The sequence below is a fragment of the Trinickia terrae genome (assembly GCF_005144415.1).
Classification (GTDB): Bacteria; Pseudomonadota; Gammaproteobacteria; order Burkholderiales; family Burkholderiaceae; genus Trinickia_A; species Trinickia_A terrae.
Window position 1 is genome coordinate 252,383 of the sequence record NZ_SWJE01000004.1, and the last position, 24,083, is coordinate 276,465.

A 24,083-nucleotide genomic window follows, 5' to 3' on the forward strand; every position below is an offset into this window, starting at 1 on the left:
CGTGAGCAGCGCACTCGCTTCGGCTACGCCCGACATCCTCGCGCTCGGCGAGGCGATGGTCGAGTTCAACCAGTCGTCGCCGGGGCGTCCCGACTACCTGCAAGGCTTCGGCGGCGATACGTCGAATTTCTGCATCGCCGCGGCGCGCCAGGGGGCGCGCACCGGTTTCGTGTCGGCCGTCGGCGACGATCATTTCGGGCAATTGCTGATCGAGCTGTGGCAGCGAGAGGGCGTCGATACGTCGATGGTGCGCGTCGATCCGCATGCGCCGACCGGCGTCTATTTCGTCTCGCACGGGGCGCTCGGGCATCGGTTCGATTACCTGCGCGCCGGGTCGGCGGCGAGCCGCTACGCGCCGCAAGCGCTGCCGCTCGAGGCGATCGCGGCGGCGAAGGTCATCCACTTGTCCGGAATCAGTCTCGCGATCGGCGTCGATGCCTGCGATGCGGCCCTGGCCGCCATCGAGCACGCTCGCGCCCACGGCGTGCGCGTGAGCTTCGATACCAATTTGCGCCTGAGGCTCTGGCCGCTCGCGCGGGCGCGCGCCGTCATGCTCGAGGCGCTCCGGCAGACCGACATCTGCCTGCCGAGCTGGGACGATGTCACGGCGCTGACGGGCCTTACCGGCCGCGACGAGATCGTCGACTTCCTGCTCGCGCGCGGGCCGCGTGTCGTCGCGCTGAAGCTTGGCCGCGACGGCGCCTATGTCGCGACACCCGGCGAGCGCCGCGTCGTGCCGGGGCGCACGGTCAATGCCGTCGATGCCACGGGCGCGGGCGACTGCTTCGGCGGGGCGTTCATCGCGCGGATCGTCGCGGGCGACGATCCGTTCGCGGCCGCGCGCTATGCGAACGTGGCGGCGGCCTTGTCCACGCAAGGCTTCGGCGCTGTCGCGCCGATTCCCGCGCGGGGGGATGTCGAGCGGCTGCTCGCGGACTAAGGTCGATCGGCCGCTCGCCGATTCGATATCGATCGCAAAGCGGCTGGTTTCCAGCGGCGCAACGGGCTGTTCGATACCGATCCATAACCGAAACCTGCACTGGAGACACAGCGATGCAACGTGAAGTGGTGGTGGCAAGCGGCGTGCGGACCGCAATCGGCGACTTCGGCGGCAGCCTCAAGGACTTCTCGCCGACGGATCTTGGCGCACGCGTCGTGCGCGAGGCGCTCTCGCGCGCCCAGGTGAGCGGCGATGAGGTGGGACACGTCGTGTTCGGCAACGTGATCCAGACCGAGCCGAAGGACATGTACCTCGCGCGCGTCGCAGCGCTCGACGGCGGGGTTGCGCAGCACGCGCCGGCGCTGACCGTCAACCGCTTGTGCGGCTCGGGGCTGCAGGCGATCGTTTCGGCGGCGCAGAGCGTCCTGCTCGGCGACGCGGATATCGCGATCGGCGGCGGGGCGGAGAGCATGAGCCGCGCGCCCTATATCGCGCCCGCAGCGCGCTTCGGCCAGCGCATGGGCGACGCCCGCATCGTCGACATGATGCTCGGCGCGCTGCACGATCCGTTTCAGTCGATTCACATGGGCGTGACGGCGGAAAACGTCGCGCGGAAATACGGCATTACGCGCGGCGACCAGGATGCGCTCGCGCTCGAATCGCACCGCCGCGCGGCGCGTGCGATTCAAGAAGGCCGGTTCAAGGAGCAGATCCTGCCGGTCGCGATCGCCTCGAAGAAGGGCGAGATCAGCTTCGATACCGACGAACATGTGCGCCTGGACGCAACGGCCGAAGACTTCGCCAAGCTCAAGCCGGTATTCGCGAAGGAGAACGGCACGGTGACGGCCGGCAACGCGTCCGGGATCAACGATGCCGCCGCGGCCGTCGTGCTGATGGAGCGGAGCGTCGCGCAAGCGCGCGGCGCCAAGCCGCTCGCGCGGCTCGTCGCCTACGCGCACGCGGGCGTGGACCCGGCCTACATGGGCATCGGCCCGGTGCCGGCCACGCGCAAGGCATTGGAGCGCGCGGGCATCGCGGCGGCCGATCTCGACGTGATCGAAGCAAACGAAGCGTTCGCGGCGCAGGCCTGCGCAGTGACGAAGGAGCTGGGGCTCGATCACGCGTTGGTCAATCCGAACGGCTCGGGCATTTCGCTCGGGCACCCGATCGGCGCGACCGGCGCGCTCATCACGGTGAAGGCGCTTTATGAGCTGCAGCGCATCGGTGGGCGCTATGCGCTCGTGACGATGTGCATCGGCGGCGGGCAGGGCATCGCCGCGATTTTCGAGCGGATTTGACGGGGCCGCCTAGGTGGGACCGCCTAGGCGGGGCCGCCCAGGTGGAGCAGGCGTGGCGCTCGCCGCGACATCCCGGCGCAATCGATTGAATGGCAGGACAAGGATGGAACGGATGCAAGGATCGAAGTCGTCCGCGACGCAGACGCCGCGTGCGGCGAGAACCGAAGCCGGCTCACCGGCATTGCGGCGAGTCGCCTCGTGCGGCGCGGTGGCGCTGCTGCTCGCTTGCGGCGCATGCGCCCAGGTATCGGCGCAAAGCGCGGCAGTGGGCGACCCGGTGAAGGAACTGGCCGCGCCGGCCGCCATATCGCTGCCGCTCAAGCCGAACCGCGAGTTCGCGAAGTTCCCGAGCTATACAGGCACGCTCGGCTCGCGCCGGATCGTGCTGCGGCTCGGCGCGAAAACCGACGACCCGTCGGGCGTGCACGGCGAATACCAGTTCGCCGACACGGGCGAAGTCATCCTGATCGCGGGCGACCGCGATGGCGACACGCTCGAGGTCGAGGAGTCGAACGACGGCACGCACATCACGGGCAACTGGGTCGGCAAGTTCGCGCCGGACGGCTCGCTCGAAGGCGACCGGATGAACGTCGACGATTCCGATCCTCAGCCGTTCGATCTGCATCTGGCTGGCGGCGCGCCGGCGGCGGCTCCTGGCGCCAAACCCGCGCCTGCCGCAGCGGCTCCGGTTCCTGCTCCAGCCCCGGCTCCGAATGCTCACGCCGTCGGCGGCGTGAGCAACCTTTCGACGGGCGATTAGGGCCAGCGCAAGCCTGTAACGAGTGTGAACAGGCCCTGACACCCACATCAATATCGACGACCGACACGACATGACCGAGTCAACTTCCAAACGCGCCCTGCAGACCCGCATCGTTCATCCCGAAGACAAGCTGACGCCCGGTTTCGCGTCGTTCTCGACGCCGGTGGCGCGTGCGTCGACGATTGTGTTCCCCGATCTTGCGACGATGCGCTCGCTCGACTGGCGCAACGACGCGCAATGGCGCTACGGCCTGCACGCCACGCCGACCTCGCTTGCGCTCGCGCAGCGCCTCGCCGGGCTCGAAGGCGGCGAGCACGCGCTCCTTCAGCCGTCGGGCCTGGCGGCGATCTCGAACGTCTACTTCGGCATCGTCAAGACGGGCGACGACGTCCTGATTCCGGACAACGTCTATTCGCCGAACCGCGAGCACGGCGACTGGCTCGCGCGCGACTTCGGCATCACCGCGCGCTACTACGATCCGCTGATCGGCGCGGGGATCGCGGACCTGATTCGCCCGAACACGCGCCTCATCTGGATCGAGGCGCCGGGCTCGGTGACGATGGAGGTGCCCGACGTGCCCGCGATCACCGCCGTGGCGCGCGCGCGCAACATCGTCACGGCGATCGACAACACCTATTCCGCGGGCCTCGCGTTTCGTCCGTTCGAGCATGGCGTCGACATCTCGGTGCAGGCGCTGACCAAATACCAGTCGGGCGGCAGCGACGTGCTGATGGGCGCGACGATCACCGTCGACCCTGCGCTGCACCTGAAGCTCAAGCGCGCGCGTATGCACATGGGGATCGGCGTGTCGGTCGACGATTGCTCGCTCGTGCTGCGCAGCCTGCCGAGCATGAAGGCGCGCTTCGAGGCGCACGACCGCAGCGCGCTCGCGCTGGCGCTTTGGCTCAAGACGCGCCCCGAGATCGCGGCGGTGCTGCACCCGGCGCTGCCGGACTGTCCGGGGCATGCGTCGTTCATGCGCGACTTCGCGGGCGCGGGCGGGCTGTTCTCGGTCGTGTTCGATGCGCGCTACAGCGCGGCGCAGATCGATGCGTTCGTCGAGGCGCTCGAGCTGTTCGCGATCGGTTGGAGCTGGGGCGGCGCGCATAGTCTGGCGATGCCATACGACATCGCCGCGATGCGCACCGCTTCGCAGTGGCCGCATCGCGGCACGCTGGTGCGCTTCTATGTCGGACTGGAAGACGAGGCGGATCTGCGCGCGGATATCGAGCGCGCGCTAAGTGGTTTAAAACAGTCGTAGCAACCCATCGAGCCCGACGTGATCGAACGCGACGCTCGCCGCGGCGCGCACGACGGGCTTCGCGCGGAACGCCACCGACAGGCCGCCTTCCGCCATCATCTTCAGGTCGTTCGACCCGTCGCCCATCACGATCGCTTGCGTGCCCGGAATGCCGAGCTTCGCGCACGTTTCGCGCAGCGTGCGCGCTTTCACGCCGTCGTTGACGATTTCGCCGAGCACCTTGCCGGTCAGCTTGCCGTCGACGATCTCGAGCGTGTTCGCATTCGTGAAATCGAGGTTCAAGCGCGTCTTCAGCTTCTCGGTGAAGAACGTGAAGCCGCCCGACACCAGGAGCGTGCGCAAGCCCGCTTCCTTCGCGCCGGCCAGCATCGCCTCCGCGCCGGGCGACAGCCGCAGCCGCTCCTCGTAGACCCGCTCCAGCGCGCTCGCTTCGAGCCCTGCGAGGAGCGCCACGCGCCGCGTCAGGCTCTCGTTGAAATCCTTGATCTCGCCGCGCATCGACGCCTCGGTGATGGAGGCGACTTCCGCCTTCAAACCGCAGAAATCGGCGATTTCGTCGATGCATTCGATCGTGATGAGCGTCGAATCCATGTCCATCGCGACCAGCCCGAAATCGCGCAGCGCCGCGCCCGGTTTGACGAACGCATAGTCGAGCGCGTGCGTGCCGCAATAGACTTCGAGGTCCGCGCGCTGGTCCGGGTCGGCGCCTTCGATGCGAATCGCGAAGGCGTCGATCGGCGTGGAGCCCGTGCCGCGCGAGAGCGCGACGAGCGGTTTGACGTGGGCGGCGGACAGGGGCTCGGGGCTTTGGATGACGAGATTCATGGGGAAGCGCTTAAGAGCGGAGGGCGCGAGCGGCGCGTGGAAAATCCGGCTATTGTAGCGGCTCGGTGCGCCGACTCTCGCAGCGGCGCATCGCCACGACGAAACGGAGAGCGCCGATGCGTCCCGAGCCCTCATCGCTGCCGCCTGAACGCGCCCGCGAACTGGCGCGCGATTTCGACCTGCGGCATCTGCCGCCGGCGTTCTACGCCGACCCATATCCGGTCTACGATGCCCTGCGCACGTTCGAGCCCATCAAGCGGATGCCGGACGGCTCGCTCTTTCTTACGCGTTATCGCGACGTCCAGGCGGTCTACCGCGATCCGAAGACGTTCAGCTCCGACAAGACCGTCGAATTCAAGCCGAAGTACGGCGACTCGCCACTCTATGAGCATCACACGACGAGCCTCGTCTTCAATGACCCGCCGCTGCACACGCGGGTGCGCAAGCTGATCGCCGGCGCGCTGACGGCGCGCGCGATCGCGGCGATGGAGCCGGATCTCGTGCGGCTCGTCGACGGCTTGCTGGACCATGCGCAGGCGCGCGGCCGCCTCGACCTGATCACCGAATTCGCCGCCGCGATTCCCGTGGAGATCATCGGCAACCTGCTGGTTGTCCCCCACGACGAGCGCGGTCCGCTGCGCGACTGGTCGCTGGCGATACTCGGCGCGCTGGAGCCGGCGCCGAGCGCCGCGCAGCTCGAACGCGGCAACCGCGCGGTGACGGAGTTCGTGGCGTACTTGCAGGGCCTCGTCGCGCAGCGCCGCCGCTCGCCCGGCGATCCGCAGCACGACGTGCTCACGCGGCTCATCGCGGGAGAGGGAGAGGGAGAGGGAGAGGGAGAGGGAGAGGGAGAGGGAGAGGGAGAGGGGGCGCGCCTGTCGGAAAAGGAGCTGCTGCAAAACTGCATCTTCATTCTCAACGCCGGACACGAGACGACCACCAACCTGATCGGCAACGGGCTCGTCACGCTTGCGCAGTGGCCCGAGGAGCGGGCGTTGCTGCTGCGCGAGCCGGAACTCATCGAATCGGCCGTCGAAGAGTGCCTGCGCTTCGAAAGCTCGAATCAGCTCGGCAACCGGATCGCGACTGCCGATGCGGCGATCGGCGAAGTCGCGGTGGCGCGCGGCACGCCGGTCACGCTGTGCATCGGTGCGGCCAATCGCGATCCCGCGCAGTTCGAGGAACCCGCGCGTTTCTCGATTCGCCGCGCGCCGAACCGGCATCTGGCGTTCGGGTTCGGCATTCATCAATGCGCGGGGTTGTCGCTTGCGCGGCTCGAGGCGCGTGTCGCGATCGGGCGCTTCGTCGCACGGTTTCCCGAGTACCACATCGCGGGCGAGCCGGTGCGGGGCGGCCGGGCGCGTTTTCGCGGGTTTGCGTCGGTGGCGTGCGAGGTGGGGTGAGCGCGCCGTCGATCACGCGGAAGCCGCCGTGTTCGCGACATCCCAATACGGCGGATCCCCGAAATGCGCAGCGAGGAAGTCGATGAAGGCCGTCGTCTTCGCCGGCACGAACGCGCGCGTCGGATAGACCGCCCAGATCGCCACCGTTTCCGCGAGCGGGTAGCCGTCGAGCACGGTCACGAGCCTGCCGCTCGCGAGATGCGCGGCGACATCCCAGGTCGATTTGATCGCGATGCCGAAGCCGTCGAGGAGGGCGTCGCGAATCACTTCGCCGTTGTCGGTGGCGAGCCGTCCGCCGACGCGCACGTTCACCTGTCCCGCGGGCGTCGCGAACGACCAGTCGCGCTGCCCCGACAGCACGATGCACTCGTGCCGCGCGAGCTCCGCCGGGTGATGCGGCACGCCATGCGCTTCGAGGTAGGCGGGCGCGCAGCAGATCACGCGCCGGTTCACCGCGAGCTTGCGCGCGACGAGCGACGAGTCCTTCAGCGCGCCGATCCGGATCGCGACGTCGATCCCTTCGTCGACGAGATCGACCACGCGGTCGGAGAGCCGCAGATCGACCGAGACGCCCGGATAGCGCCGCAGAAACGCGGGGATCGCCGGCGAGATGTGCTGGCGCCCGAACGACGACGTCATCGACACACGCAGCCGGCCTTGCGGCTCGTCGCGCGCGGGCCCGACCGAGGCGCGGGCGGCGTCCGCCGCGTCCAGCAGCGCCTGCGCGTGCTTGATGAATGCCTCGCCTTCCTGAGTGAGGCTCACGCGGCGGGTGGTCCGGTGCAGGAGGCGTGCGCCCAGCACGCGTTCGAGACCGGCGAGCCGCGCGCTCGCGACGGCCGCCGACAGCCCGAACTCGCGTCCCGCCGCCGACACGTTGGCGAGCAGCGCGGCGCGCAGGAACAGGGCGACATCGAGCAGATCGAGACGGCCACTACTGCCGCCGTGAAGCGAGGGGGATTCCATTCTTCTGAAAATCAAGAAAATGTTTCAGTGATTATGGCGCTTTTCGGAGATTACGGATCGCCCTACGATGCGTCCAGTCCAACTCGCCATGCGCAGCAGCCGCGCAGAAACCACCCGTAATCAGGAGCCGTCATGAAAGCCGTAGGCCTTTATCGTTATCTGCCGATCGACCATCCCGAGTCGCTGATCGACGTCGAAATCGCCAAGCCGCAAGCCAGCGGGCGCGACCTGCTCGTCAAAGTCGAGGCGATCTCGGTCAATCCGGTCGACTACAAGGTGCGCGCGCCCAAGGACACCGTCGAGTCCGCGCCGCGCGTGCTCGGCTGGGATGCGGCGGGCGTGGTCGTTGCGGTCGGGCCGGAGGTCACGCTCTTCAAGGTCGGCGATCCGGTTTTCTACGCGGGCAGCATCACGCGTCCCGGCGCCAACAGCGAGTACCACCTCGTCGACGAGCGCATCGTCGGCCGTAAGCCCGCGTCGCTCGATTTCGCGCAGGCCGCCGCGTTGCCGCTCACCGCGATCACCGCGTGGGAGGCGCTGTTCGACCGGCTGCGCGTGTCGCCGCAAGGCGCGGATGCCGGCAAGTCGGTGCTGATCGTTGGCGGCGCGGGCGGCGTCGGCTCGATCGGCATTCAGCTCGCCAAACAGCTCGCGAAGCTGACCGTGATCGCGACGGCGTCGCGCCCCGAGTCGGCGAAATGGGCGCGCGAGCTGGGCGCGGATCATATCGTCGATCACTTCGGCGACATTCCGGCGCAATTGAATCAGGCCGGGTTCGCCGAGGTCGATTACGTGCTGATCTTCAACGACACCGACAAGCATTTCCGCGCCGCGGCGCAGGCGATCCGCCCGCAGGGCGGCATCTGCACGATCGTCGAGAACGCGAGGCCGCTCGAGGTGGCGCTGCTGAAGACGAAGAGCGGGGCGTTTCACTGGGAGTTCATGTTCACGCGCGCGATGTTCGGCACGCCCGACATGATCGCGCAGCACAAGCTCCTGACCGAAGTCGCGCGGCTCGTCGACGCGGGCACGCTGCGCACGACGGTCGGCCAGAATCTCGGCACGATCAATGCCGGGAACGTACGGCACGCGCATCGTTTGCTCGAAGAGGGGCGCGCCATCGGCAAGCTGGTGCTGAGCGGATTTTGAGGCGAACGCAAGCGGGGTAATACCTGAGCGCGGGCGGCAACCTGGCGGCTGCATTGGCGCTAGACTGGAAGCGCATCATGCAACCGGCTCGCGCGGCCCGCGCCGCGTGTCGTGCGGCCGTACAACGAGGAGGTCACAGCATGAGCCGTCGCCGCAAACCGCTTGCCGTTCCCGCTTGGCGTTCCGCTGTCGCCGCCGCTGCCGTCGCTCTGGCTGCGGGCCTGTCCCCCATCGCCGCCCACGCGGCGCCGCCGATCACCGTGACCTCGCAGGTGCCGTTCGACGGGCCGATCCAGTACACCGTGAAGGTCGCCTCGAAGCAATTCGGCAATTCGCAGGAGACGCGCACGATCCGCTCCGGCCAGACCGACGACTTCACCTGGAAGACCGTGCCGCCGGGCGGCCCGGTCGCCGCGACCGATCAATGCCCGAACTACGCGTCGCTGCCGCTCGATGTCAACGGCGCGATGATCCGGCAGACGCAGATCCGCTTCGCGCCCGTCGTCGCGCAGGACGGCACGGCGACCGTGCAACTGAGCTTCCAGGCTCAGACGCCGCACGGCACGGCTCCCGTCAAGGCGGGCGGCAAGCAGATCCAGTGTCCGAAGAGCGCCTCGCTGAGCCAGATCCTGCGCTTCACGATGCCGACCAACGGCAGCGTGAAGACGCTCACGCTCTCCGACGGCTCGCAGGTGTCGGTCTCCGCCAAGCGGTGAAGCCGGCGACGAGCGGTGAGCGCGGCCCGCTACCTCCGCGCGCCGCGCTCGATGAGCCGCGCAGCCAGGAACCGGTGCTCCGCCGAGAAGAGCCGCCGGTAGGTGAGCAGCACCGCCCCCACGGTGCCGAGCGCGGATGACGCGGCGATCAGGAACATGATCACGATCTGATAGCGCACGGCCTGCAGCGGCGACTGCCCGGCCAGCACCTGGCCTGTCATCATCCCCGGCAGGCTGACGACGCCGACCACGGCCATCTGGTTGAGCGTCGGGATCATCCCCGCGCGCACCGCCTGGCGCGCCGGCCCCTGCGCCGCCTCCCAGCGCGTCGCGCCGAGCGCCAGCGCCATGTCGACGCGGTCGCGCCGCGCCGTCAATTCCTCCGTCATCCGCTCGATGCCGAGCGACACGCCCGTGAGCGTGTTGCCGAGGACCATGCCGAGAATCGGGATCGCGTATTGCGGCTCGTACCACGGATGGATGCGGATCACGACGAAGAGCCCGACGGCCGCGACGAGCCAGGTGCTGACCCAGATCGACAGGACGCTGTCCGCGAGCTGCCCGCGATAGGTGCGCGCGCCGCGCTGCGAACCGGCGAAGCCGGCGATGACGGTCATCAGCGCCATCAGCGGCAGCACCACGTACCAGCGGGCGTTGGCGAACACCCAGCCGAGCACGTAGCCGATCGCGAGAAGCTGGACGACGGTGCGCGCGGCGGCCCAGGCGAGCGTGCGCTCGAGGCCGAGCGACAGCGCGACCGACGCCGCGCCGTTCACGACGATCAACAGCGCCGCGATCGCGACGTCCCAAAGACTCAGGTCTTGCAGCACGCCGTTCATCGGACCGTCTCCGGCAGGGGGCTCAGGATGCCCGCGCGCATCGACACACTGCGCTCGCTCATGCGCTCGGCCTGCGCGGGATCGTGCGAGACCCAGATATAGGCGCGCTCGGTGCGCGCGGCGTCGAACCAGGTGGCGACGAGCCGCTCGATCTCGCGCGCGGCTTGCGGGTCGAGCGACGCCGTCGGCTCGTCGAGCAGCAGCACTTCGGGCTCGAGCTGCAGGACGCGGATCAGCGCGGCGATCTGCGCCTCGCCCCCCGAGAGCTCGCTCGCCTGCTTGTCGAGGAAATCGCTCGCGCGCCCCGCCTGCGACGCGAGCGCCGCCGCGCGTTCGCGATCGAAATGGACGTCGTGATAGGCGGCAAGCGTGTACGGGTAGCGCAGGTTGTCTTCGACGGTGCCGTCGAGCATGGCTGGCCGCTGGCGAATATAGGCGACATTGCGCCGGTAGCGCGGAATCGCCGCGCGCTCGATGGGCCGGCCGTGCCAGGCGATGCGCCCGGCGTCGAGCGGATCGAGCAGCGCCAGCGCGCGCATGAACACACTCTTGCCGGAGCCCGACGGACCGTTGATCGCAAGCCGCTCGCCCGCGCGCAGCGCGAAGCCGGTGGGGGCGAGCAGCGTCAGCCCGCGCTGCGCATCGCGGCGGGCGATGCCGTGGGCTTCGACGAGGGCGGCATCGGCTTGTTCGGGGGCCGGGTAGCGAGAGGGGGCATGGAGAGCGTTCATGACGTCGTGAATGGGGCCTTCGCGAGGTATGTCAACGGCGGTGGACGGTGCGGCGGCCAAGCCTTGTGGCAGTGCGTCATAATAAGCGCCCTTGGCCGCGCACGGTTATTGCGGCACTGTATGTCAACCTGATTCGCCCGGGCGCCGATCGAGCCCGCCCCCTCATGTCACAAGAACAGAAAGAAGAAGGCAGCGCGCGCGCCGAAGCGCGCCGAAGCGTGCCGCGAACCATCGGCAAGGTTGCCGCGTGGCTGCTGGCGGTGGTCGCCGTGGCGATCGCGGCGACGGTGGCTTTCGCGCTGACGTTCGACTGGAATCGCGCCCGCCCGTGGATCGATGACAAGGTCACGCAGGCGATCGGCCGGCCGTTCGCGATCAACGGCGACCTGAAGATCGGCTGGCAGCGGCCGCAAGGCGAGACGGGCTGGCGCTCGTGGGTGCCGTGGCCGCGCTTCACGGCGCAGAACATCACGCTCGGCAATCCGGACTGGGCCAAGTCGCCGCACTTCGCAACGCTCGACGAGATCGGCTTCGAGGTCGAAGTGCTGCCGCTGATCGCGCACACGATCGTGATTCCGTCGATCGATCTCGTGAACCCGTCGATCGACGTCGAAAGGCTCGTCGACGGGCGCGACAACTGGACCTTCAAGGTGGCCTCGTCCGGCGGGCCGAGCACCTGGACGCTGCAGCTGCGCAACCTCGCGTTCGCCAAGGGCGGCGTGGCGGTGTCGGATGCGCAGAGCCAGGTCGAGATGCAGATCGGGATCGACACGCTCGGCGGCGCGATCCCGCTCGGCGACGTGCTGAAGCAACAGGAGGAGTCGTCGCGCGCGGCGTCGGCACAGATGGTCGGCAAGCGCGGCGCGAGCCAGCTCGCGGCGCAGGCGAGCGTGGCCTCGGCGGCGTCCGCGGCTTCGGCCGCCTCTGCTGCTTCGGGCGCGCCCGCCGCCGCGCCGCCCGCGCTGACCTACGCGCTCGGCTGGACCGCGAAGGGCAGCTACAAGGGCGCGGCGATCCAGGGCTCCGGCAAGCTCGGCAGCGTGCTCGCGCTGCAGGGCTCCGACCGGCCGTTCCCGCTGCAGGCCGACGTGCGGATCGGCGATACCCATCTCGCGCTCGTCGGCACGCTGACCGACCCGGCCCATCTCGCTGCGCTCGATCTGCGGCTCTGGCTCGCCGGCGCGAGCCTTTCGCATCTGTACGCGATCACCGGCATCACGCTGCCGCAGACGCCGCCCTATGCGACCGACGGCCGCCTCGTCGGCCGCCTCAAGCCCGGCGCCAACGTCTTCACCTACGAGAACTTCACGGGCCGGGTCGGCGGCAGCGACATCAACGGCTCGCTGACTTTCACAGGGCGCGAGCCGCGCCCGCTCCTGCAAGGCGAGCTGGTATCGAACGTGCTGCAGTTCTCGGACCTGGCCCCGATCATTGGCGCCGACAACAGCGCGAGCAAGGCCAAGCGCGGCGACACGACGAAGCAGCCCGCCAACCGCGCGCTGCCCGTCGAGCCGTTCGAGACCGGCCGCTGGAAGGCGATCGACGCCGACGTGAAGTTCACCGGCAAGCGCATCGTCAAGGATCAAGACCTGCCGATCACCGACCTCGATACGCATGTCGTGATGAATGACGGCGTGCTGTCGCTCGATCCGCTGAACTTCGGCGTGGCGGGCGGCACGCTGTCGTCGAGCATCCATCTCGACGGAAGCGCCGCGCCGTTGAAGGGCCGTTTTTCGACCTCGGCCCGGCACCTGAAGCTCAAGCAGCTGTTCCCGACCCAAAAGACGATGCAGTCGGCGCTCGGCGAGGTCAACGGCGACGCGGCGCTCTCGGCCACCGGCAACTCGCCGGCCGCGCTCGCGGCGAGCGCCAACGGCGAGGTGAAGGCGGTCGTGACGCAGGGGACGATCAGCCGGTTCCTGATGGAAGCGGCGGGGCTCAACGTCGCCAATGTCGTCTACGAGAAGATGTTCGGCACCGAGGACGTGAAGATCAACTGCGCGGCGGCCGATTTCGTCGCGACCAACGGCGTGCTCGATTCGCGCGTGTTCGCCCTCGACACCGAGGATGCCGTCATCAACATCGACGGCCACGTCGATCTGCGCGACGAGTCGATGGATCTGGGCATCCATCCGCACACGAAGGGCTTCCGGGTCTTCTCGCTGCGCTCGCCGCTCTACGTGAAGGGCACCTTCAAGGACCCGCACGTCGGCGTGAGCGCCAGCGCGCTTGCGCTGCGAGCGGGCGCGATGGTGGGGCTCGGTCTCATCAACCCGTTCGCCGCGCTGATTCCGCTGATCGCGCCGAGCAACAATGAGCCGCTGCCTTGCAGCGAGCTGCTCGGGCAGATGAAAACAGCGCCGAACGCGCCGCCGCCAGGGAAGACGCAAGCGCCGAAGCCGCCGCTGGCGATTTCCGGCGCGGCGGCTACCCACGGCGGCGCGGCTAGCGGCGCGCGCAAGGCGCAGGCAGCGTCAGGCAGGAACGCGCTGAGTCCGGCCGAGGCATCCGAGTACAAGGGAAGCTGACTTGGCCCGGCTTGCTCGTCACGCGCTTGCCTCACACCTTCTCCACATTGACTGACTCGCGGCCGCCCTCAGGGCGGCCAAGGCGCCCGTTTGCGCCAAAAGCTTGCTAAAATACCCGGTTTTTCGCCGATCTATCATTCAAAGGTACGCGCCGTGCTGTCTACTGCCAACATCACCATGCAATTCGGGCCGAAGCCCCTGTTCGAGAACATCTCGGTCAAATTCGGGGGAGGCAACCGCTATGGCCTCATCGGTGCGAACGGCTGCGGCAAGTCCACGTTCATGAAGATCCTGGGCAGCGACCTCGAACCGAGCGCGGGCAACGTGATGCTCGAGCCGAACGTCCGCCTCGGCAAGCTGCGCCAGGACCAATTCGCCTACGAAGACGTGCGAGTGCTCGACGTCGTGATGATGGGCCACACCGAGATGTGGGCCGCGATGAGCGAGCGCGACGCGATCTACGCGAACCCCGACGCCACCGACGACGACTACATGCACGCCGCCGAGCTCGAGGCGAAGTTCGCCGAGTACGGCGGCTACACGGCCGAGGCGCGCGCGGGCGAACTGCTGCTCGGCATCGGCATTGCGATCGAAGACCACAACGGCCCGATGAGCAACGTCGCGCCGGGCTGGAAGCTGCGCGTGCTGCTCGCGCAGGCGCTGTTCTCGAACCCCGACGTGCTCTTGCTCGACGAGCCGACCAACAACCTCGACATCAACTCGATCCGCTGGCTGGAGAACATCCTCAACGAGTACAACTCGACGATGATCATCATCTCCCACGACCGGCACTTCCTGAACCAGGTCTGCACGCACATGGCGGACATGGACTACGGCACGCTCAAGGTCTACCCGGGCAACTACGACGACTACATGCTCGCGTCGACGCAGGCGCGCGAGCGCCAGGCCGCCGCGAACGCGAAGGCGAAGGAGCGGATCTCCGACCTGCAGGACTTCGTGCGCCGCTTCTCGGCCAACAAGTCCAAGGCGCGCCAGGCCACGAGCCGCCTGAAGATGATCGACAAGATCAAGATCGAGGAATTCAAGCCGTCGTCGCGGCAGAACCCGTTCATCCGCTTCGAATACGAGAAGAAGCTGCACAACATCGCGGTGGTCGCGGAAAGCATTACGAAGAAGTACGACCGCACGATCTTCCAGAACTTCAGCATCAGCGTGCAGCCGGGCGAGCGCATCGCGATCATCGGCGAGAACGGCGCGGGCAAGACGACGCTCTTGCGCACGCTGCAAGGCGGCGTGCAGGCCGACAACGGCACCATCAAATGGGCCGAGAACGCGAACGTCGGCTACATGCCGCAAGACACTTACGAAGAGTTTCCGAAAGACGTCACGCTGACCGACTGGATCGACACCTACCGCAAGGACGGCGACGACGAGCAGATGGTGCGCGGCACGCTGGGCCGGCTGCTGTTCAACGCCGACGACATCAAGAAATCGGTGAAGGTGCTCTCGGGCGGCGAGAAGGGGCGCATGATCTGGGGCAAGCTGATGCTCGGCCGCCACAATGTGCTCCTGATGGACGAGCCGACCAACCACATGGACATGGAGTCGATCGAGTCGCTGCAGATCGCGCTCGACAAGTACGAAGGCACGTTGATCTTCGTGTCGCACGACCGCGAGTTCGTGAGCGGGTTGGCGAACCGGATCATCGAAGTGCGCACCGACGGCACCCTGTATGACTTCGGTGGGAATTACGAGGACTTCCTGGCAAGTCAGGGTGTGCAGTAACCGTCGTCCCAGGAGGCCCTTTGCGGGCCTTTGGTTGTCCCCCTGCGCGATCGTCAACGGCATGGGGCGAGCGCAGATGTAGCTTGTTGACCACCTGATCCAAATCAATACGGCGCGTGCGATACCTCGCACGCGCCGTTTTCTTTGATTTGGAGCAAAATGCGCCCCGCTCGAACCCCGATCATCAGGCCTTTCCATCGCTATACCGAAATAAGAGGCCTTCGATGATCTCCAATTCCTCGTTCCCCCCGCTCAAGATCCGCGGCCGTACGCTGCTGCCCATCGTGCAGGGAGGCATGGGCGTCGGGGTATCCGCGCATCGTCTGGCGGGCAGCGTCGCGCGCGAAGGCGCGCTCGGCACGATCTCCAGCATCGATTTGCGCCATCACCACACGGATCTCATCGAGATGTGCAAGGTGAGACCCGAGCGCGAGACGCTCGAGCGCGCGAACCTGATCGCGCTCGAGCGTGAGATCCGTGCGGCCAAGGCGCTCTCTGAAGGGCGCGGCATGATCGCCGTCAACGTGATGAAGGCCGTCCGCTCGCATGCGGACTATGTGCGCACGGCCTGTGAGCACGGCGCCGACGCGATCGTGATGGGCGCGGGCCTGCCGCTCGATCTGCCCGATCTCACGCAAGGCTGCGATGTCGCGCTGATCCCGATCCTGTCGGATAGCCGCGGCATCGCGCTCGTGCTCAAGAAGTGGATGAAGAAGAACCGCTTGCCCGACGCCGTCGTGATCGAGCATCCCGCGCACGCGGGCGGTCATCTCGGCGTGACGGACCTCGCCGGCATGAACGACGCGCGCTTCGGCTTCGCGCGCGTGATCGAGGAAACAGCGCAGACGATCGAAGCGCTGGGCCTCGTGCGCGAAAACATTCCGCTGATCGTCGCGGGCGGCATCAACAGCCACGAGGCCGTGCGCGCGTGTCTGGCCGCGGGTGCGAACGGCGTGCAGGTGGGCACGCCGTTCGCCGTGACGGAGGAGGGCGATGCGCACCCGAACTTCAAGCGTGTGCTCGCCGACGCCAAGCCGGAGGACATCGTCGAATTCGTCAGCGTGACCGGACTGCCGGCGCGTGCCGTGAGGACGCCCTGGCTCGATCGCTATCTGCGCAACGAGACGCGCATTCGCAACAAGATCGGCGCGATCAAGAACGCCTGCCCGACGGCGCTCGAATGCCTGTCCGTCTGCGGCCTGCGCGACGGCATCGAGAAGTTCGGCCACTTCTGCATCGATACGCGGCTCGCGGCAGCGTTGCGCGGCGACGTCAACAACGGTTTGTTCTTTCGCGGACGCGAAGCCTTGCCGTTCGGTCGTGCGATCCGCAGCGTGCGCGACTTGCTGGACCTGCTGCTCACGGGAGCTGCGCGTCCTGCGGTCGAGACGCGGTGCGCATACTCGATTAGTTAAACGAATGATTGAGAAAAATCAAGGTATGCGTAGCGCTGCGTTTCGTAATTGATCGGCATCAACATGACCTCTCCGTTCTGTCAGGACAATACCCAAAGTCACTACGGCAACGGAGAAAAACATGAACAAGTGGTTTCGCGCAGCGCTATGCGCAGCCTGTGTCGCGGCAGTGCCCGCTATTGCGAATGCCGACGCCTCGTCGGGCGGCGGCATCCATCAAGGCGATATCCTCGCGCGCCTGCGCGGGATCAGCATCCAGCCGAACATCGGGCAGAGCGACATGTTGTCGTCGCTGGGCGTTCAAGTGAACAACGCGATTGTTCCGGAACTCGACTTCACCTACATGATTCGCGACTCGATCGGCGTCGAGCTGATTCTCGGCACGTCGCGGCATCAATTGACGTCGACGGCGCTCGGCAATCTCGGCGGCGTGAACGTGCTCCCGCCGACGCTCCTTCTGCAATATCACTTCAACCATGCCGGCAAGATTCGTCCGTACCTCGGCGCGGGCCTGAACTACACCTACTTCTATAACGATGGGCTGCACGTCGGCGATCAGGGCATCCAAGTGACGCGCAGCAGCTTCGGTCCGGCTTTGCAGGCGGGCGTCGACTTCCAGGTCGCGAAAAACCTGTTCGTCAACGCCGACATCAAGAAGATCTGGATGCGGACCAACGCTACGCTCGGCGACACCAACCTCGGCACGCTGCATATCGACCCGGTCATCGTCGGTGTCGGCGTCGGCATGAAGTTCTAAGCCCAGCCGCGCCCGCAACGAAAAGGCCCTGTGCGGAGGCTCTCGAGAGTCTCCGCACAGGGCCTTGTTGTTATTACGCCGCCTTTCAGAGCTTGTCGTACTGAAAGCGCATCGCCGTGCCCTCGCGCTCGATGCGCTCCCACACCGCGCGCTTTTCGTCGTCGCTCATGAAGACCCAGTTCGAGACTTCGGCGGCCGTGCGTCCGCAGCCTTTGCAGACTTCGTCGAAGAGCGTCGAGCAGACGCCGATGCAGGGGCTGTCGGGCAGGGCGTGGAGGTTGGAGGGCATCGAGGACCTTTTGATCGAGCGCCGTGGGCTTGAAGTAAGTGCTCTGCATGGGACCAGAGTAAGCGCTGAAGCGCCAACTCCAAGCAACCACAGCATGGGACGGGAGTAGGCGCTAGAGCGCCAACTCCCATCGACCGCTGAGGGCTTGGAGTAAGTGCTGAAGCACTAACTCCAAGCAACCACAGCATGGGACGGGAGTAGGCGCTAGAGCGCCAACTCCCATCGACCGCTGAGGGCTTGGAGTAAGTGCTGAAGCACTAACTCCAAGCAACCACAGCATGGGATGGGAGTAAGCGCTAAAGCGCCAACTCCCATCGACACGGGAAGGACGCCATGTTAACGCATCCGCAGGTTCGCCCGGCATCCCTGAAAGCAAACCGAAGGCATCGGCGGCGCGCCGCCGCACCCAAAGCCTGCGCGAGGCCTGCTGCCGCCCGGCCAAAAGCGCCTCAAATTGCCGATTCTTCGGCCAGCGCCTTTTTTGACGGTGGACAGGCGGCCATAACCCGATAAAATTGCGCGGCTTCGCCTCGGACGCCGCGCAAAGGAGCGGGGAACAAGCGTGACCAGCGGCAGGGTCTGCCACGCGCTGTACCCTTTGCGCGACACCTTGGCGTTTTTTTAAAAAAGCACGATATTTAATGGTAGTTTTCGATGTTTCAAAGGGAGGCTGCCGCGCGTAGCTGGCTTGCGGCAGCACGGGCAAGGGTGTAGACGTCGACCCGGTTCGAACGGGATGGAGAAGCGAATGAAAGTAAAAATGGCGGCACAACTGGCGGCAATGGCGTTGTGCGCGACCGCGGCCTTGACGGCGAGCGCGAAGGATACCCAGTTGAACGTGTACAACTGGTCGGACTACATCGCCAAGGACACGATTCCGAACTTCGAGAAACAGACCGGCATCAAGGTCAAATACGACAACTACGACAGCGACGACACGCTGCAAGCCAAGCTCCTGACCGGCAACTCGGGCTACGACATCGTCGTGCCGACCAGCAACTACGCGGGCAAGCAGATCGCCGCCAACATCTTCGCGCCGCTCGACAAGTCGAAGCTGCCGAACCTCAAGTATCTCGATCCGTCGCTGATGGCGCTCGTCGCCGGCGCGGACCCGGGCAACAAGTACGCGGTGCCCTGGGCGTACGGCACGACCGGCCTCGGCTACAACGTGACGAAGGCCCAGCAGATCCTCGGCAAGGACGTCGCCCTCGACAACTGGGACATCCTCTTCAAGCCGGAAAACATCTCGAAGCTGAAGACCTGCGGCGTGTCGCTGCTCGATGCGCCGGACCAGGTGTTCTCGGCCGCGCTGCACTACATCGGCAAGGACCCGAACAGCACGAACCCGGACGACTATCGCGCTGCGCTCGCGATGATGAAGAAAATCCGTCCGTACATCACGCAGTTCAACTCGTCGGGCTATATCAACGACCTGGTCGGCGGCGACATCTGCTTCGCGTACGGCTGGTCGGGCGACGTCGTGATCGCCAAGCACCGCGCGGTCGAGGCGAAGAAGCCGTACAAGGTCGAGTACTACATTCCGAAGGGTGGCGCTCCGGTCTGGTTCGACGTGATGGCGATCCCGAAGGACGCCCAGCATAAGGACGCCGCGCTGCAGTGGATCAACTACATCGAGACGCCGCAGGTCCACGCGGCGATCACGAACGCGGTCTACTACCCGAGCGTGAACGCGGAAGCGCGCAAATACGTCGACAAGGACGTGGCGAACGATCCGGCGGTCTATCCGAGCCCGGACGTCATCAAGACGCTGTTCCTGTTGAAGCCGCTGCCGGCCGATATCCAGCGGCTCGAGACGCGGCTGTGGACGGAGTTCAAGTCGGGCCGCTGATGGTGGGCCACTGAGCAGATAGCCGCAAAGCCGGCATGCAGTCATGAAGCCCTCGGCGCCCGCCGGGGGCTTTGTTCGTCAAACGTGTGGAGTGAAGCAGCAGATCATGAGTGACCAGTCGAGCGCGCTGGCAGGGGCCGGCACGCCGTCCTTCGCCAATTCGTCCGCCGCGTCGGCGGCAGAAAATTTCGTGCAGATCGTCGATGTCGTGAAGAAGTTCGGCGAGACGGCTGCCGTCAAGAACGTCAATTTGTCGGTCAAGAAGGGCGAGCTGTTCGCTCTGCTTGGCAGTTCGGGCTGCGGCAAGTCGACCTTGCTGCGCATGCTCGCCGGACTGGAGACGGCCACCTCGGGCAAGATCCTGATCGATGGCGAGGACCTCGCGCAGATGCCGCCCTACCGGCGGCCGGTCAACATGATGTTCCAGTCTTACGCGCTCTTTCCGCACATGACGGTCGAATCGAACGTCGCGTTCGGCCTGAAGCAGGAAGGCGTGCCGAAGGCGGAGCTCAAGGAGCGCGTGCAGACGGCGCTCGAGCTGGTGCAGATGGGGCGCTTCGCCAAGCGCAAGCCGCATCAGCTTTCGGGCGGGCAGCAGCAGCGCGTCGCGCTTGCGCGCTCGCTCGTCAAGCGCCCCAAGCTCCTCTTGCTCGACGAGCCGATGTCGGCCCTCGACAAGCAGATCCGCCAGCGCACCCAGATCGAGCTCGTCAACATTCTCGACAGGGTCGGCGTCACCTGCATCATGGTCACGCACGACCAGGAAGAGGCGATGACGATGGCGAGCCGCCTCGCGGTCATGAGCGAGGGGCAGATCGTCCAGCTCGGCACGCCGCACGAAGTCTACGAATTCCCGAACACTCGCTTCTCGGCCGAGTTCATCGGCTCGACGAACCTGTTCGACGGCCACGTCGTCGAGGACGAGCCCGATCACGTGTTCGTCGAGACCACCGATCTGTCGACGCGTCTTTACGTGAACCACGGCATCACCGGTCCGCTAGGCATGCCCGTGACGATCTCGGTGCGCCCCGAGCGCATCGCGCTTACGCGCAAGCCGCCCGAGGGCGCTTTCAACTGGGGCCGCGGCACGATCTCGAACGTCGCCTACATGGGCGGCTACTCGCTCTATCACGTGAAGCTCGATTCGGGCAAGACCGTGATCGCCAACGTGTCGAGTCTCGCGCTCACCGAAATCGATTCGCCGAGCTGGGGCGATGAAATCTACGTGCGCTGGAGCGCATCGGCCGGTGTGGTGCTGACGGCATGAAAGGCGCTCTTGCTTCGTTCCTCGTGTGGCCGGCGCGGCGCTTCAAGCTGACGGGCGGCACCGCCGTGGTGGCGGGCCCGTTCATCTGGCTGCTGCTGTTCTTCTTCGTGCCGTTCCTGCTGGTCGTCAAGATCAGCTTCGCCGAGCTGCAGCTCGGCATCCCGCCGTATACGGAGCTCGCTCAGTTCAAGGACGGCGTGGTGCAGATCTCGCTGAACATCGCGCACTACGCGTTCCTGCTGAGCGACAGCCTGTACTTCGCGACCTACGTCAACTCGGTCGTGGTGGCGGCGATCTCGACGCTCCTGTGCCTGTTGCTCGGCTATCCGATGGCGTACTACATCGCGCGCTCGAATCCGGCGACGCGCAACGTTCTGATGATGGCCGTGATGCTGCCGTTCTGGACCTCGTTCCTGATTCGCGTGTATGCGTGGATCGGCATCCTGAAGAACAACGGCCTGCTCAACAACTTCCTGATTTGGGTTGGCATCATCCATCAGCCGATCGAGCTTTATCACACGAACACGGCGGTCTATATCGGCATGGTCTATTCCTACCTGCCGTTTCTCGTGATGCCGCTCTATGCGCACCTCGTGAAGATGGACCTGACGCTGCTCGAAGCCGCCTACGATCTCGGCGCCAAGCCGTGGAAGGCGTTCCTGACGATCACGCTGCCGCTCTCGAAGAACGGGATCATCGCGGGCTGTCTGCTGGTGTTCATTCCCGCGGTCGGCGAGTACGTGATTCCTGAGCTGCTCGGCGGCGCGAATACGCTGATGATTGGCCGTGTGATGTGGAATGAATTCTTCAACAACGCGGATTGGCCGATGGCGTCGGCCGTGACCTGCGCGATGGTGGTGCTGCTGCTCGTGCCGATGGCGATGTTCCAGCACTTCCAGGCCAAGCAGTTGGAGGAGCGCCGATGATCAAACCGAATCGCTCTCTGCAAGTCACCGCGCTCGGCATCGGCTTTGCCTTCCTCTATATCCCGATCCTGAGCCTGATCGTCTACTCGTTCAACGAGTCGCAGCTCGTGACCGTCTGGACGCGCTTCTCGACGCGCTGGTACGAGGCGCTCATGCAGGACGACGAGCTGATCACCGCGGCGTGGCTGTCGCTGCGCATCGGGCTCATGACGGCGTTCGCGTCGGTGATCATCGGCACCTGGGCCGGCTTCGTGCTCGCGCGCATGGGCCGCTTTCGCGGCTTCACGCTCTATACGGGGATGATCAACGCGCCGCTCGTGATTCCCGAGGTGATCCAGGGCATTTCGCTGCTGCTGCTCTTCATCGAAATGGGCAAGTGGCTCGGCTGGCCCGAAGGCCGCGGCATCGTCACGATCTGGATCGGGCACGTGATGCTTTGCATTTCCTATGTCGCGATCATCGTGCAGTCGCGCGTGCGCGACCTGAACCCGTCGCTCGAGGAGGCCGCGCTCGATCTCGGCGCGACGCCGTTCAAGGTGTTCTTCGCGATCACGCTGCCGTTGATCTCGCAGGCGCTCGTCTCGGGGTGGCTGCTGTCGTTCACGCTGTCGATCGACGATCTGGTGCTGTCGGCGTTCCTGTCTGGGCCCGGGTCGACGACGCTGCCGCTCGTCGTGTTCTCGCGCGTGCGCCTCGGCTTGAATCCGGAGATGAACGCGCTCGCGACGCTCTTCATCCTCGTCGTGACGATCGGCGTGATCGGCGCCAACTACTTCATGCTGCGCGCCGAGAAACGGCGCATGGCCGAGGTGTTGTGATCCAGGCGGTCGATCCGCCTATCTATTGTTGGACATCGCGGTTCGATTGCGGCTTCCGGCGGTTTCCCGCGCCGAAAGCCGCAATGTCATTTCCCGGTCCGTAAGCGGACGTCTCAATCCTTCTTCGCCAAGCGCTTCTCCGAGTCGTCAGCGCTCGCGGGCGGCTGGCCCATCGCCTGGAACAGCGCGGCCGTGTCCGAGAGGCGCGTGCTCATGTAGCGGATCTCGTCGAGCCGGGCGTTCTGGTATTGCTGCTCGCCCGAGCGGGCCGTCGAGACCGGCACGGCGCCGAGCCGGTAGCGCGCGGCGGTTTCGTCGTACGCCTGCCGTGCGGCGCGCGCTGCGGCATTGGCCGCATCGAGCGCCTGCGCGTCGTGCTCGAGCGAGGCGAGCGTATCGGCGACGTTCTGGAAGGCCGCGAGCACCGTCTGCTTGTACTGCAGCACGGCGGCGTCGTAGGTGTCGGCGGCCGCGCGCCGCTGCGCGGCCAGCGCGCCGCCGTGGAAGATCGGCTGCGTGAGCGACCCGCCGAGGCTCCATATCGCGCCCGCGCCCGAGAGCGCGAGCGGCCAGCTGAACCCGCCTTGCCCCATCGACGCCGTCAGCGACAAGCTCGGGAACATCTGCGCCGTCGCCACGCCGACCTCGGCCGCGGCCGCCTTCAGCGCCGCGTCGGCGGCCTGGATGTCGGGCCGCGTGCGCAGCAGGTCCGACGGCACCACCACGGGCACGGTCTCGGGCAAGCGCAGGCTCGCGAGGTCGAGATCGGGCGGGGCGGCGTCCGGCGTGCGGCCGAGCAGGACGGCCAAAGCATGCCGCGTCGCCGCCTGCTGCTGGCGCAAGCCGGGCAGGCCGGCCGCGAGCGTTGCCGCGCTCTGCTGGACATTCAGCGCGTCGGCGTGAGACAGCGAACCCAGCTCGTAGCGCCGCTGCGCGTCCTGCGCCTGTTCGTTCGCGAGCTGGATCAGCCGCTCGGTCGTCGCGATCTGCGCATCGAGCGCTGCCGCGCTGATCGCCGCGCTCACGATGTTGGCCGCCAGCGCGCGCCGCGCGGCATCGAGCTGGTAGGCCTGCTCGTTCACGCGGGAGGCGAGAGCGGCGTTGGCGAGGCGCGACGCGCCGAACAGGTCGAACGTATAGCGCGCCTGGACCTGCCCGACGAACGTGTTGTAGAGAACCGTGTTCGGCCCGGCTTCGGGGATGCCGAGCGCGCGCTGGCGCGTGGCCTGTCCGCCGGCATCGATCTGCGGCAAGAGCAAGCTGCCGATCTGCGCGCGCAGCTGCTCGTGCGCGGAGGCGAGCAGCTTGTCGGTGGCGGCGAGCGTCGGGCTGTTGGAGAGGCCTTCGTCGACGAGCGCATCGAGCGCGTCGGATTGGTACAGGCGCCACCATTCGGGCACCGGCTGCGCGCCCGTCTCGAAGCGCTGCGCGACGCCCTGCGCGGCGACCGTCTGCGCGGGCTGCGCAGCGGCACCGTAATGCGCGGGCGAGGGCATGGCGGGTGGCTCGCCAGACGGGCCGAACGAGCAGGCCGCAAGCGCGAGCGCCGCGGTTGCAACTGCGGTTGCGGCAATGGCGGTGTGATTGACGAGTCCCATGA

The 24,083-nt window shown here is 66.6% G+C and carries 21 protein-coding genes; 15 read left to right on the forward strand and 6 right to left on the reverse strand.

Annotated features, from left to right (window positions below):
- Position 1: 1 nt before the first annotated feature.
- The 4 genes from FAZ69_RS08935 (at position 2) to FAZ69_RS08950 (ending at position 4,259) form a co-directional block, all read left to right on the forward strand.
- Positions 2-940 carry a sugar kinase gene (locus tag FAZ69_RS08935; protein ID WP_439654755.1) on the forward strand — a complete coding sequence of 313 codons (939 nt, stop codon included), beginning with the start codon at positions 2-4 and terminating at the stop codon, positions 938-940.
- 113 nt (positions 941-1,053) lie between these two features.
- The gene (gene bktB, locus FAZ69_RS08940) at positions 1,054-2,238 is read left to right on the forward strand and encodes a beta-ketothiolase BktB (protein ID WP_136893587.1); all 1,185 of its coding nucleotides are present in this window, start codon (positions 1,054-1,056) and stop codon (positions 2,236-2,238) included.
- 103 nt (positions 2,239-2,341) lie between these two features.
- Complete coding sequence (locus FAZ69_RS08945) at positions 2,342-2,998, forward strand: hypothetical protein (protein ID WP_136893588.1); 657 nt, start codon at positions 2,342-2,344, stop codon at positions 2,996-2,998.
- Positions 2,999-3,068: 70 nt separating this feature from the next.
- Complete coding sequence (locus FAZ69_RS08950) at positions 3,069-4,259, forward strand: cystathionine beta-lyase (protein ID WP_136893589.1); 1,191 nt, start codon at positions 3,069-3,071, stop codon at positions 4,257-4,259.
- On the opposite strand, the gene serB is transcribed toward FAZ69_RS08950, so the two are convergent.
- Complete coding sequence (gene serB, locus FAZ69_RS08955) at positions 4,245-5,084, reverse strand: phosphoserine phosphatase SerB (RefSeq protein WP_136893590.1); 840 nt, start codon at positions 5,082-5,084, stop codon at positions 4,245-4,247. The genes FAZ69_RS08950 and serB overlap by 15 nt on opposite strands.
- A 116-nt stretch (positions 5,085-5,200) precedes the next feature.
- Between serB and FAZ69_RS08960 the strand changes: the two genes are divergently transcribed.
- The gene (locus FAZ69_RS08960) at positions 5,201-6,487 is read left to right on the forward strand and encodes a cytochrome P450 (protein ID WP_136893591.1); all 1,287 of its coding nucleotides are present in this window, start codon (positions 5,201-5,203) and stop codon (positions 6,485-6,487) included.
- Between the two features lie 12 nt (positions 6,488-6,499).
- Here the strand turns inward: FAZ69_RS08960 and FAZ69_RS08965 are convergent, their stop codons facing one another.
- Positions 6,500-7,453, reverse strand: coding sequence for a LysR family transcriptional regulator (locus tag FAZ69_RS08965; RefSeq protein WP_136893592.1), 954 nt, complete (start codon positions 7,451-7,453; stop codon positions 6,500-6,502).
- Positions 7,454-7,585: 132 nt separating this feature from the next.
- Between FAZ69_RS08965 and FAZ69_RS08970 the strand changes: the two genes are divergently transcribed.
- On the forward strand, positions 7,586-8,602 hold the full coding sequence (locus FAZ69_RS08970) for a zinc-binding alcohol dehydrogenase family protein (RefSeq protein ID WP_136893593.1): 1,017 nt from the start codon (positions 7,586-7,588) through the stop codon (positions 8,600-8,602).
- Between the two features lie 140 nt (positions 8,603-8,742).
- The gene (locus tag FAZ69_RS08975) at positions 8,743-9,318 is read left to right on the forward strand and encodes a DUF6013 family protein (RefSeq protein WP_136893594.1); all 576 of its coding nucleotides are present in this window, start codon (positions 8,743-8,745) and stop codon (positions 9,316-9,318) included.
- 29 nt (positions 9,319-9,347) lie between these two features.
- On the opposite strand, the gene FAZ69_RS08980 is transcribed toward FAZ69_RS08975, so the two are convergent.
- A complete protein-coding gene (locus tag FAZ69_RS08980; protein WP_136893595.1) occupies positions 9,348-10,157 on the reverse strand; it encodes an ABC transporter permease in 810 nt (269 codons plus the stop codon).
- Positions 10,154-10,888: an ABC transporter ATP-binding protein gene (locus FAZ69_RS08985; RefSeq protein WP_136893596.1), complete on the reverse strand. Its 735-nt coding sequence runs from the start codon at positions 10,886-10,888 to the stop codon at positions 10,154-10,156. The genes FAZ69_RS08980 and FAZ69_RS08985 overlap by 4 nt, the downstream gene beginning before the upstream one ends.
- Before the next feature lie 164 nt (positions 10,889-11,052).
- Here FAZ69_RS08985 and FAZ69_RS08990 point away from each other — a divergent pair, with 164 nt between their 5' ends.
- From FAZ69_RS08990 to FAZ69_RS09005, 4 genes are all read left to right on the forward strand, one after another.
- On the forward strand, positions 11,053-13,416 hold the full coding sequence (locus FAZ69_RS08990) for an AsmA family protein (protein WP_136893597.1): 2,364 nt from the start codon (positions 11,053-11,055) through the stop codon (positions 13,414-13,416).
- Positions 13,417-13,569: 153 nt separating this feature from the next.
- A complete protein-coding gene (locus FAZ69_RS08995) occupies positions 13,570-15,162 on the forward strand; it encodes an ABC-F family ATPase (protein WP_136893598.1) in 1,593 nt (530 codons plus the stop codon).
- A gap of 224 nt (positions 15,163-15,386) precedes the next feature.
- Positions 15,387-16,577, forward strand: coding sequence for an NAD(P)H-dependent flavin oxidoreductase (locus FAZ69_RS09000; protein WP_136893599.1), 1,191 nt, complete (start codon positions 15,387-15,389; stop codon positions 16,575-16,577).
- A 121-nt stretch (positions 16,578-16,698) separates the two neighbouring features.
- The gene (locus tag FAZ69_RS09005) at positions 16,699-17,334 is read left to right on the forward strand and encodes an OmpW/AlkL family protein (RefSeq protein WP_136893600.1); all 636 of its coding nucleotides are present in this window, start codon (positions 16,699-16,701) and stop codon (positions 17,332-17,334) included.
- An 85-nt stretch (positions 17,335-17,419) separates the two neighbouring features.
- On the opposite strand, the gene FAZ69_RS09010 is transcribed toward FAZ69_RS09005, so the two are convergent.
- Positions 17,420-17,623, reverse strand: coding sequence for a DUF1289 domain-containing protein (locus FAZ69_RS09010; protein WP_136893601.1), 204 nt, complete (start codon positions 17,621-17,623; stop codon positions 17,420-17,422).
- Between the two features lie 748 nt (positions 17,624-18,371).
- Between FAZ69_RS09010 and FAZ69_RS09015 the strand changes: the two genes are divergently transcribed.
- The 4 genes from FAZ69_RS09015 to FAZ69_RS09030 all read left to right on the forward strand — a co-directional run bounded on the left by FAZ69_RS09015 (position 18,372) and on the right by FAZ69_RS09030 (position 22,483).
- Entirely contained in the window at positions 18,372-19,472 is a 1,101-nt protein-coding gene (locus FAZ69_RS09015) for a polyamine ABC transporter substrate-binding protein (RefSeq protein WP_136893602.1), read from the forward strand.
- 106 nt (positions 19,473-19,578) lie between these two features.
- Entirely contained in the window at positions 19,579-20,739 is a 1,161-nt protein-coding gene (locus tag FAZ69_RS09020; protein ID WP_136893603.1) for an ABC transporter ATP-binding protein, read from the forward strand.
- Complete coding sequence (locus tag FAZ69_RS09025) at positions 20,736-21,665, forward strand: ABC transporter permease subunit (RefSeq protein ID WP_136893604.1); 930 nt, start codon at positions 20,736-20,738, stop codon at positions 21,663-21,665. Before FAZ69_RS09020 ends, FAZ69_RS09025 begins: the two co-directional genes overlap by 4 nt.
- Positions 21,665-22,483: an ABC transporter permease subunit gene (locus FAZ69_RS09030; RefSeq protein ID WP_136893682.1), complete on the forward strand. Its 819-nt coding sequence runs from the start codon at positions 21,665-21,667 to the stop codon at positions 22,481-22,483. Before FAZ69_RS09025 ends, FAZ69_RS09030 begins: the two co-directional genes overlap by 1 nt.
- Positions 22,484-22,596: 113 nt before the next feature.
- Here FAZ69_RS09030 and FAZ69_RS09035 read toward each other — a convergent pair whose 3' ends face one another.
- On the reverse strand, positions 22,597-24,081 hold the full coding sequence (locus FAZ69_RS09035) for an efflux transporter outer membrane subunit (RefSeq protein WP_136893605.1): 1,485 nt from the start codon (positions 24,079-24,081) through the stop codon (positions 22,597-22,599).
- Positions 24,082-24,083 lie beyond the last annotated feature (2 nt).

What these genes read in the sequence shown, in the direction of transcription:
- bktB (WP_136893587.1), top strand. Translation starts at nt 1,054, where the DNA reads ATGCAACGTGAAGTGGTGGTGGCAAGCGGCGTGCGGACCGCAATCGGC.
- FAZ69_RS08965 (WP_136893592.1), bottom strand. Translation starts at nt 7,453, where the DNA reads ATGGAATCCCCCTCGCTTCACGGCGGCAGTAGTGGCCGTCTCGATCTG.
- FAZ69_RS09010 (WP_136893601.1), bottom strand. Translation starts at nt 17,623, where the DNA reads ATGCCCTCCAACCTCCACGCCCTGCCCGACAGCCCCTGCATCGGCGTC.
- FAZ69_RS08990 (WP_136893597.1), top strand. Translation starts at nt 11,053, where the DNA reads ATGTCACAAGAACAGAAAGAAGAAGGCAGCGCGCGCGCCGAAGCGCGC.
- FAZ69_RS09005 (WP_136893600.1), top strand. Translation starts at nt 16,699, where the DNA reads ATGAACAAGTGGTTTCGCGCAGCGCTATGCGCAGCCTGTGTCGCGGCA.
- FAZ69_RS08980 (WP_136893595.1), bottom strand. Translation starts at nt 10,157, where the DNA reads ATGAACGGCGTGCTGCAAGACCTGAGTCTTTGGGACGTCGCGATCGCG.
- FAZ69_RS09035 (WP_136893605.1), bottom strand. Translation starts at nt 24,081, where the DNA reads ATGGGACTCGTCAATCACACCGCCATTGCCGCAACCGCAGTTGCAACC.
- FAZ69_RS09000 (WP_136893599.1), top strand. Translation starts at nt 15,387, where the DNA reads ATGATCTCCAATTCCTCGTTCCCCCCGCTCAAGATCCGCGGCCGTACG.
- FAZ69_RS08960 (WP_136893591.1), top strand. Translation starts at nt 5,201, where the DNA reads ATGCGTCCCGAGCCCTCATCGCTGCCGCCTGAACGCGCCCGCGAACTG.
- FAZ69_RS08970 (WP_136893593.1), top strand. Translation starts at nt 7,586, where the DNA reads ATGAAAGCCGTAGGCCTTTATCGTTATCTGCCGATCGACCATCCCGAG.
- serB (WP_136893590.1), bottom strand. Translation starts at nt 5,084, where the DNA reads ATGAATCTCGTCATCCAAAGCCCCGAGCCCCTGTCCGCCGCCCACGTC.
- FAZ69_RS09020 (WP_136893603.1), top strand. Translation starts at nt 19,579, where the DNA reads ATGAGTGACCAGTCGAGCGCGCTGGCAGGGGCCGGCACGCCGTCCTTC.
- FAZ69_RS08985 (WP_136893596.1), bottom strand. Translation starts at nt 10,888, where the DNA reads ATGAACGCTCTCCATGCCCCCTCTCGCTACCCGGCCCCCGAACAAGCC.
- FAZ69_RS08975 (WP_136893594.1), top strand. Translation starts at nt 8,743, where the DNA reads ATGAGCCGTCGCCGCAAACCGCTTGCCGTTCCCGCTTGGCGTTCCGCT.
- FAZ69_RS08945 (WP_136893588.1), top strand. Translation starts at nt 2,342, where the DNA reads ATGGAACGGATGCAAGGATCGAAGTCGTCCGCGACGCAGACGCCGCGT.
- FAZ69_RS08950 (WP_136893589.1), top strand. Translation starts at nt 3,069, where the DNA reads ATGACCGAGTCAACTTCCAAACGCGCCCTGCAGACCCGCATCGTTCAT.
- FAZ69_RS09025 (WP_136893604.1), top strand. Translation starts at nt 20,736, where the DNA reads ATGAAAGGCGCTCTTGCTTCGTTCCTCGTGTGGCCGGCGCGGCGCTTC.
- FAZ69_RS09015 (WP_136893602.1), top strand. Translation starts at nt 18,372, where the DNA reads ATGAAAGTAAAAATGGCGGCACAACTGGCGGCAATGGCGTTGTGCGCG.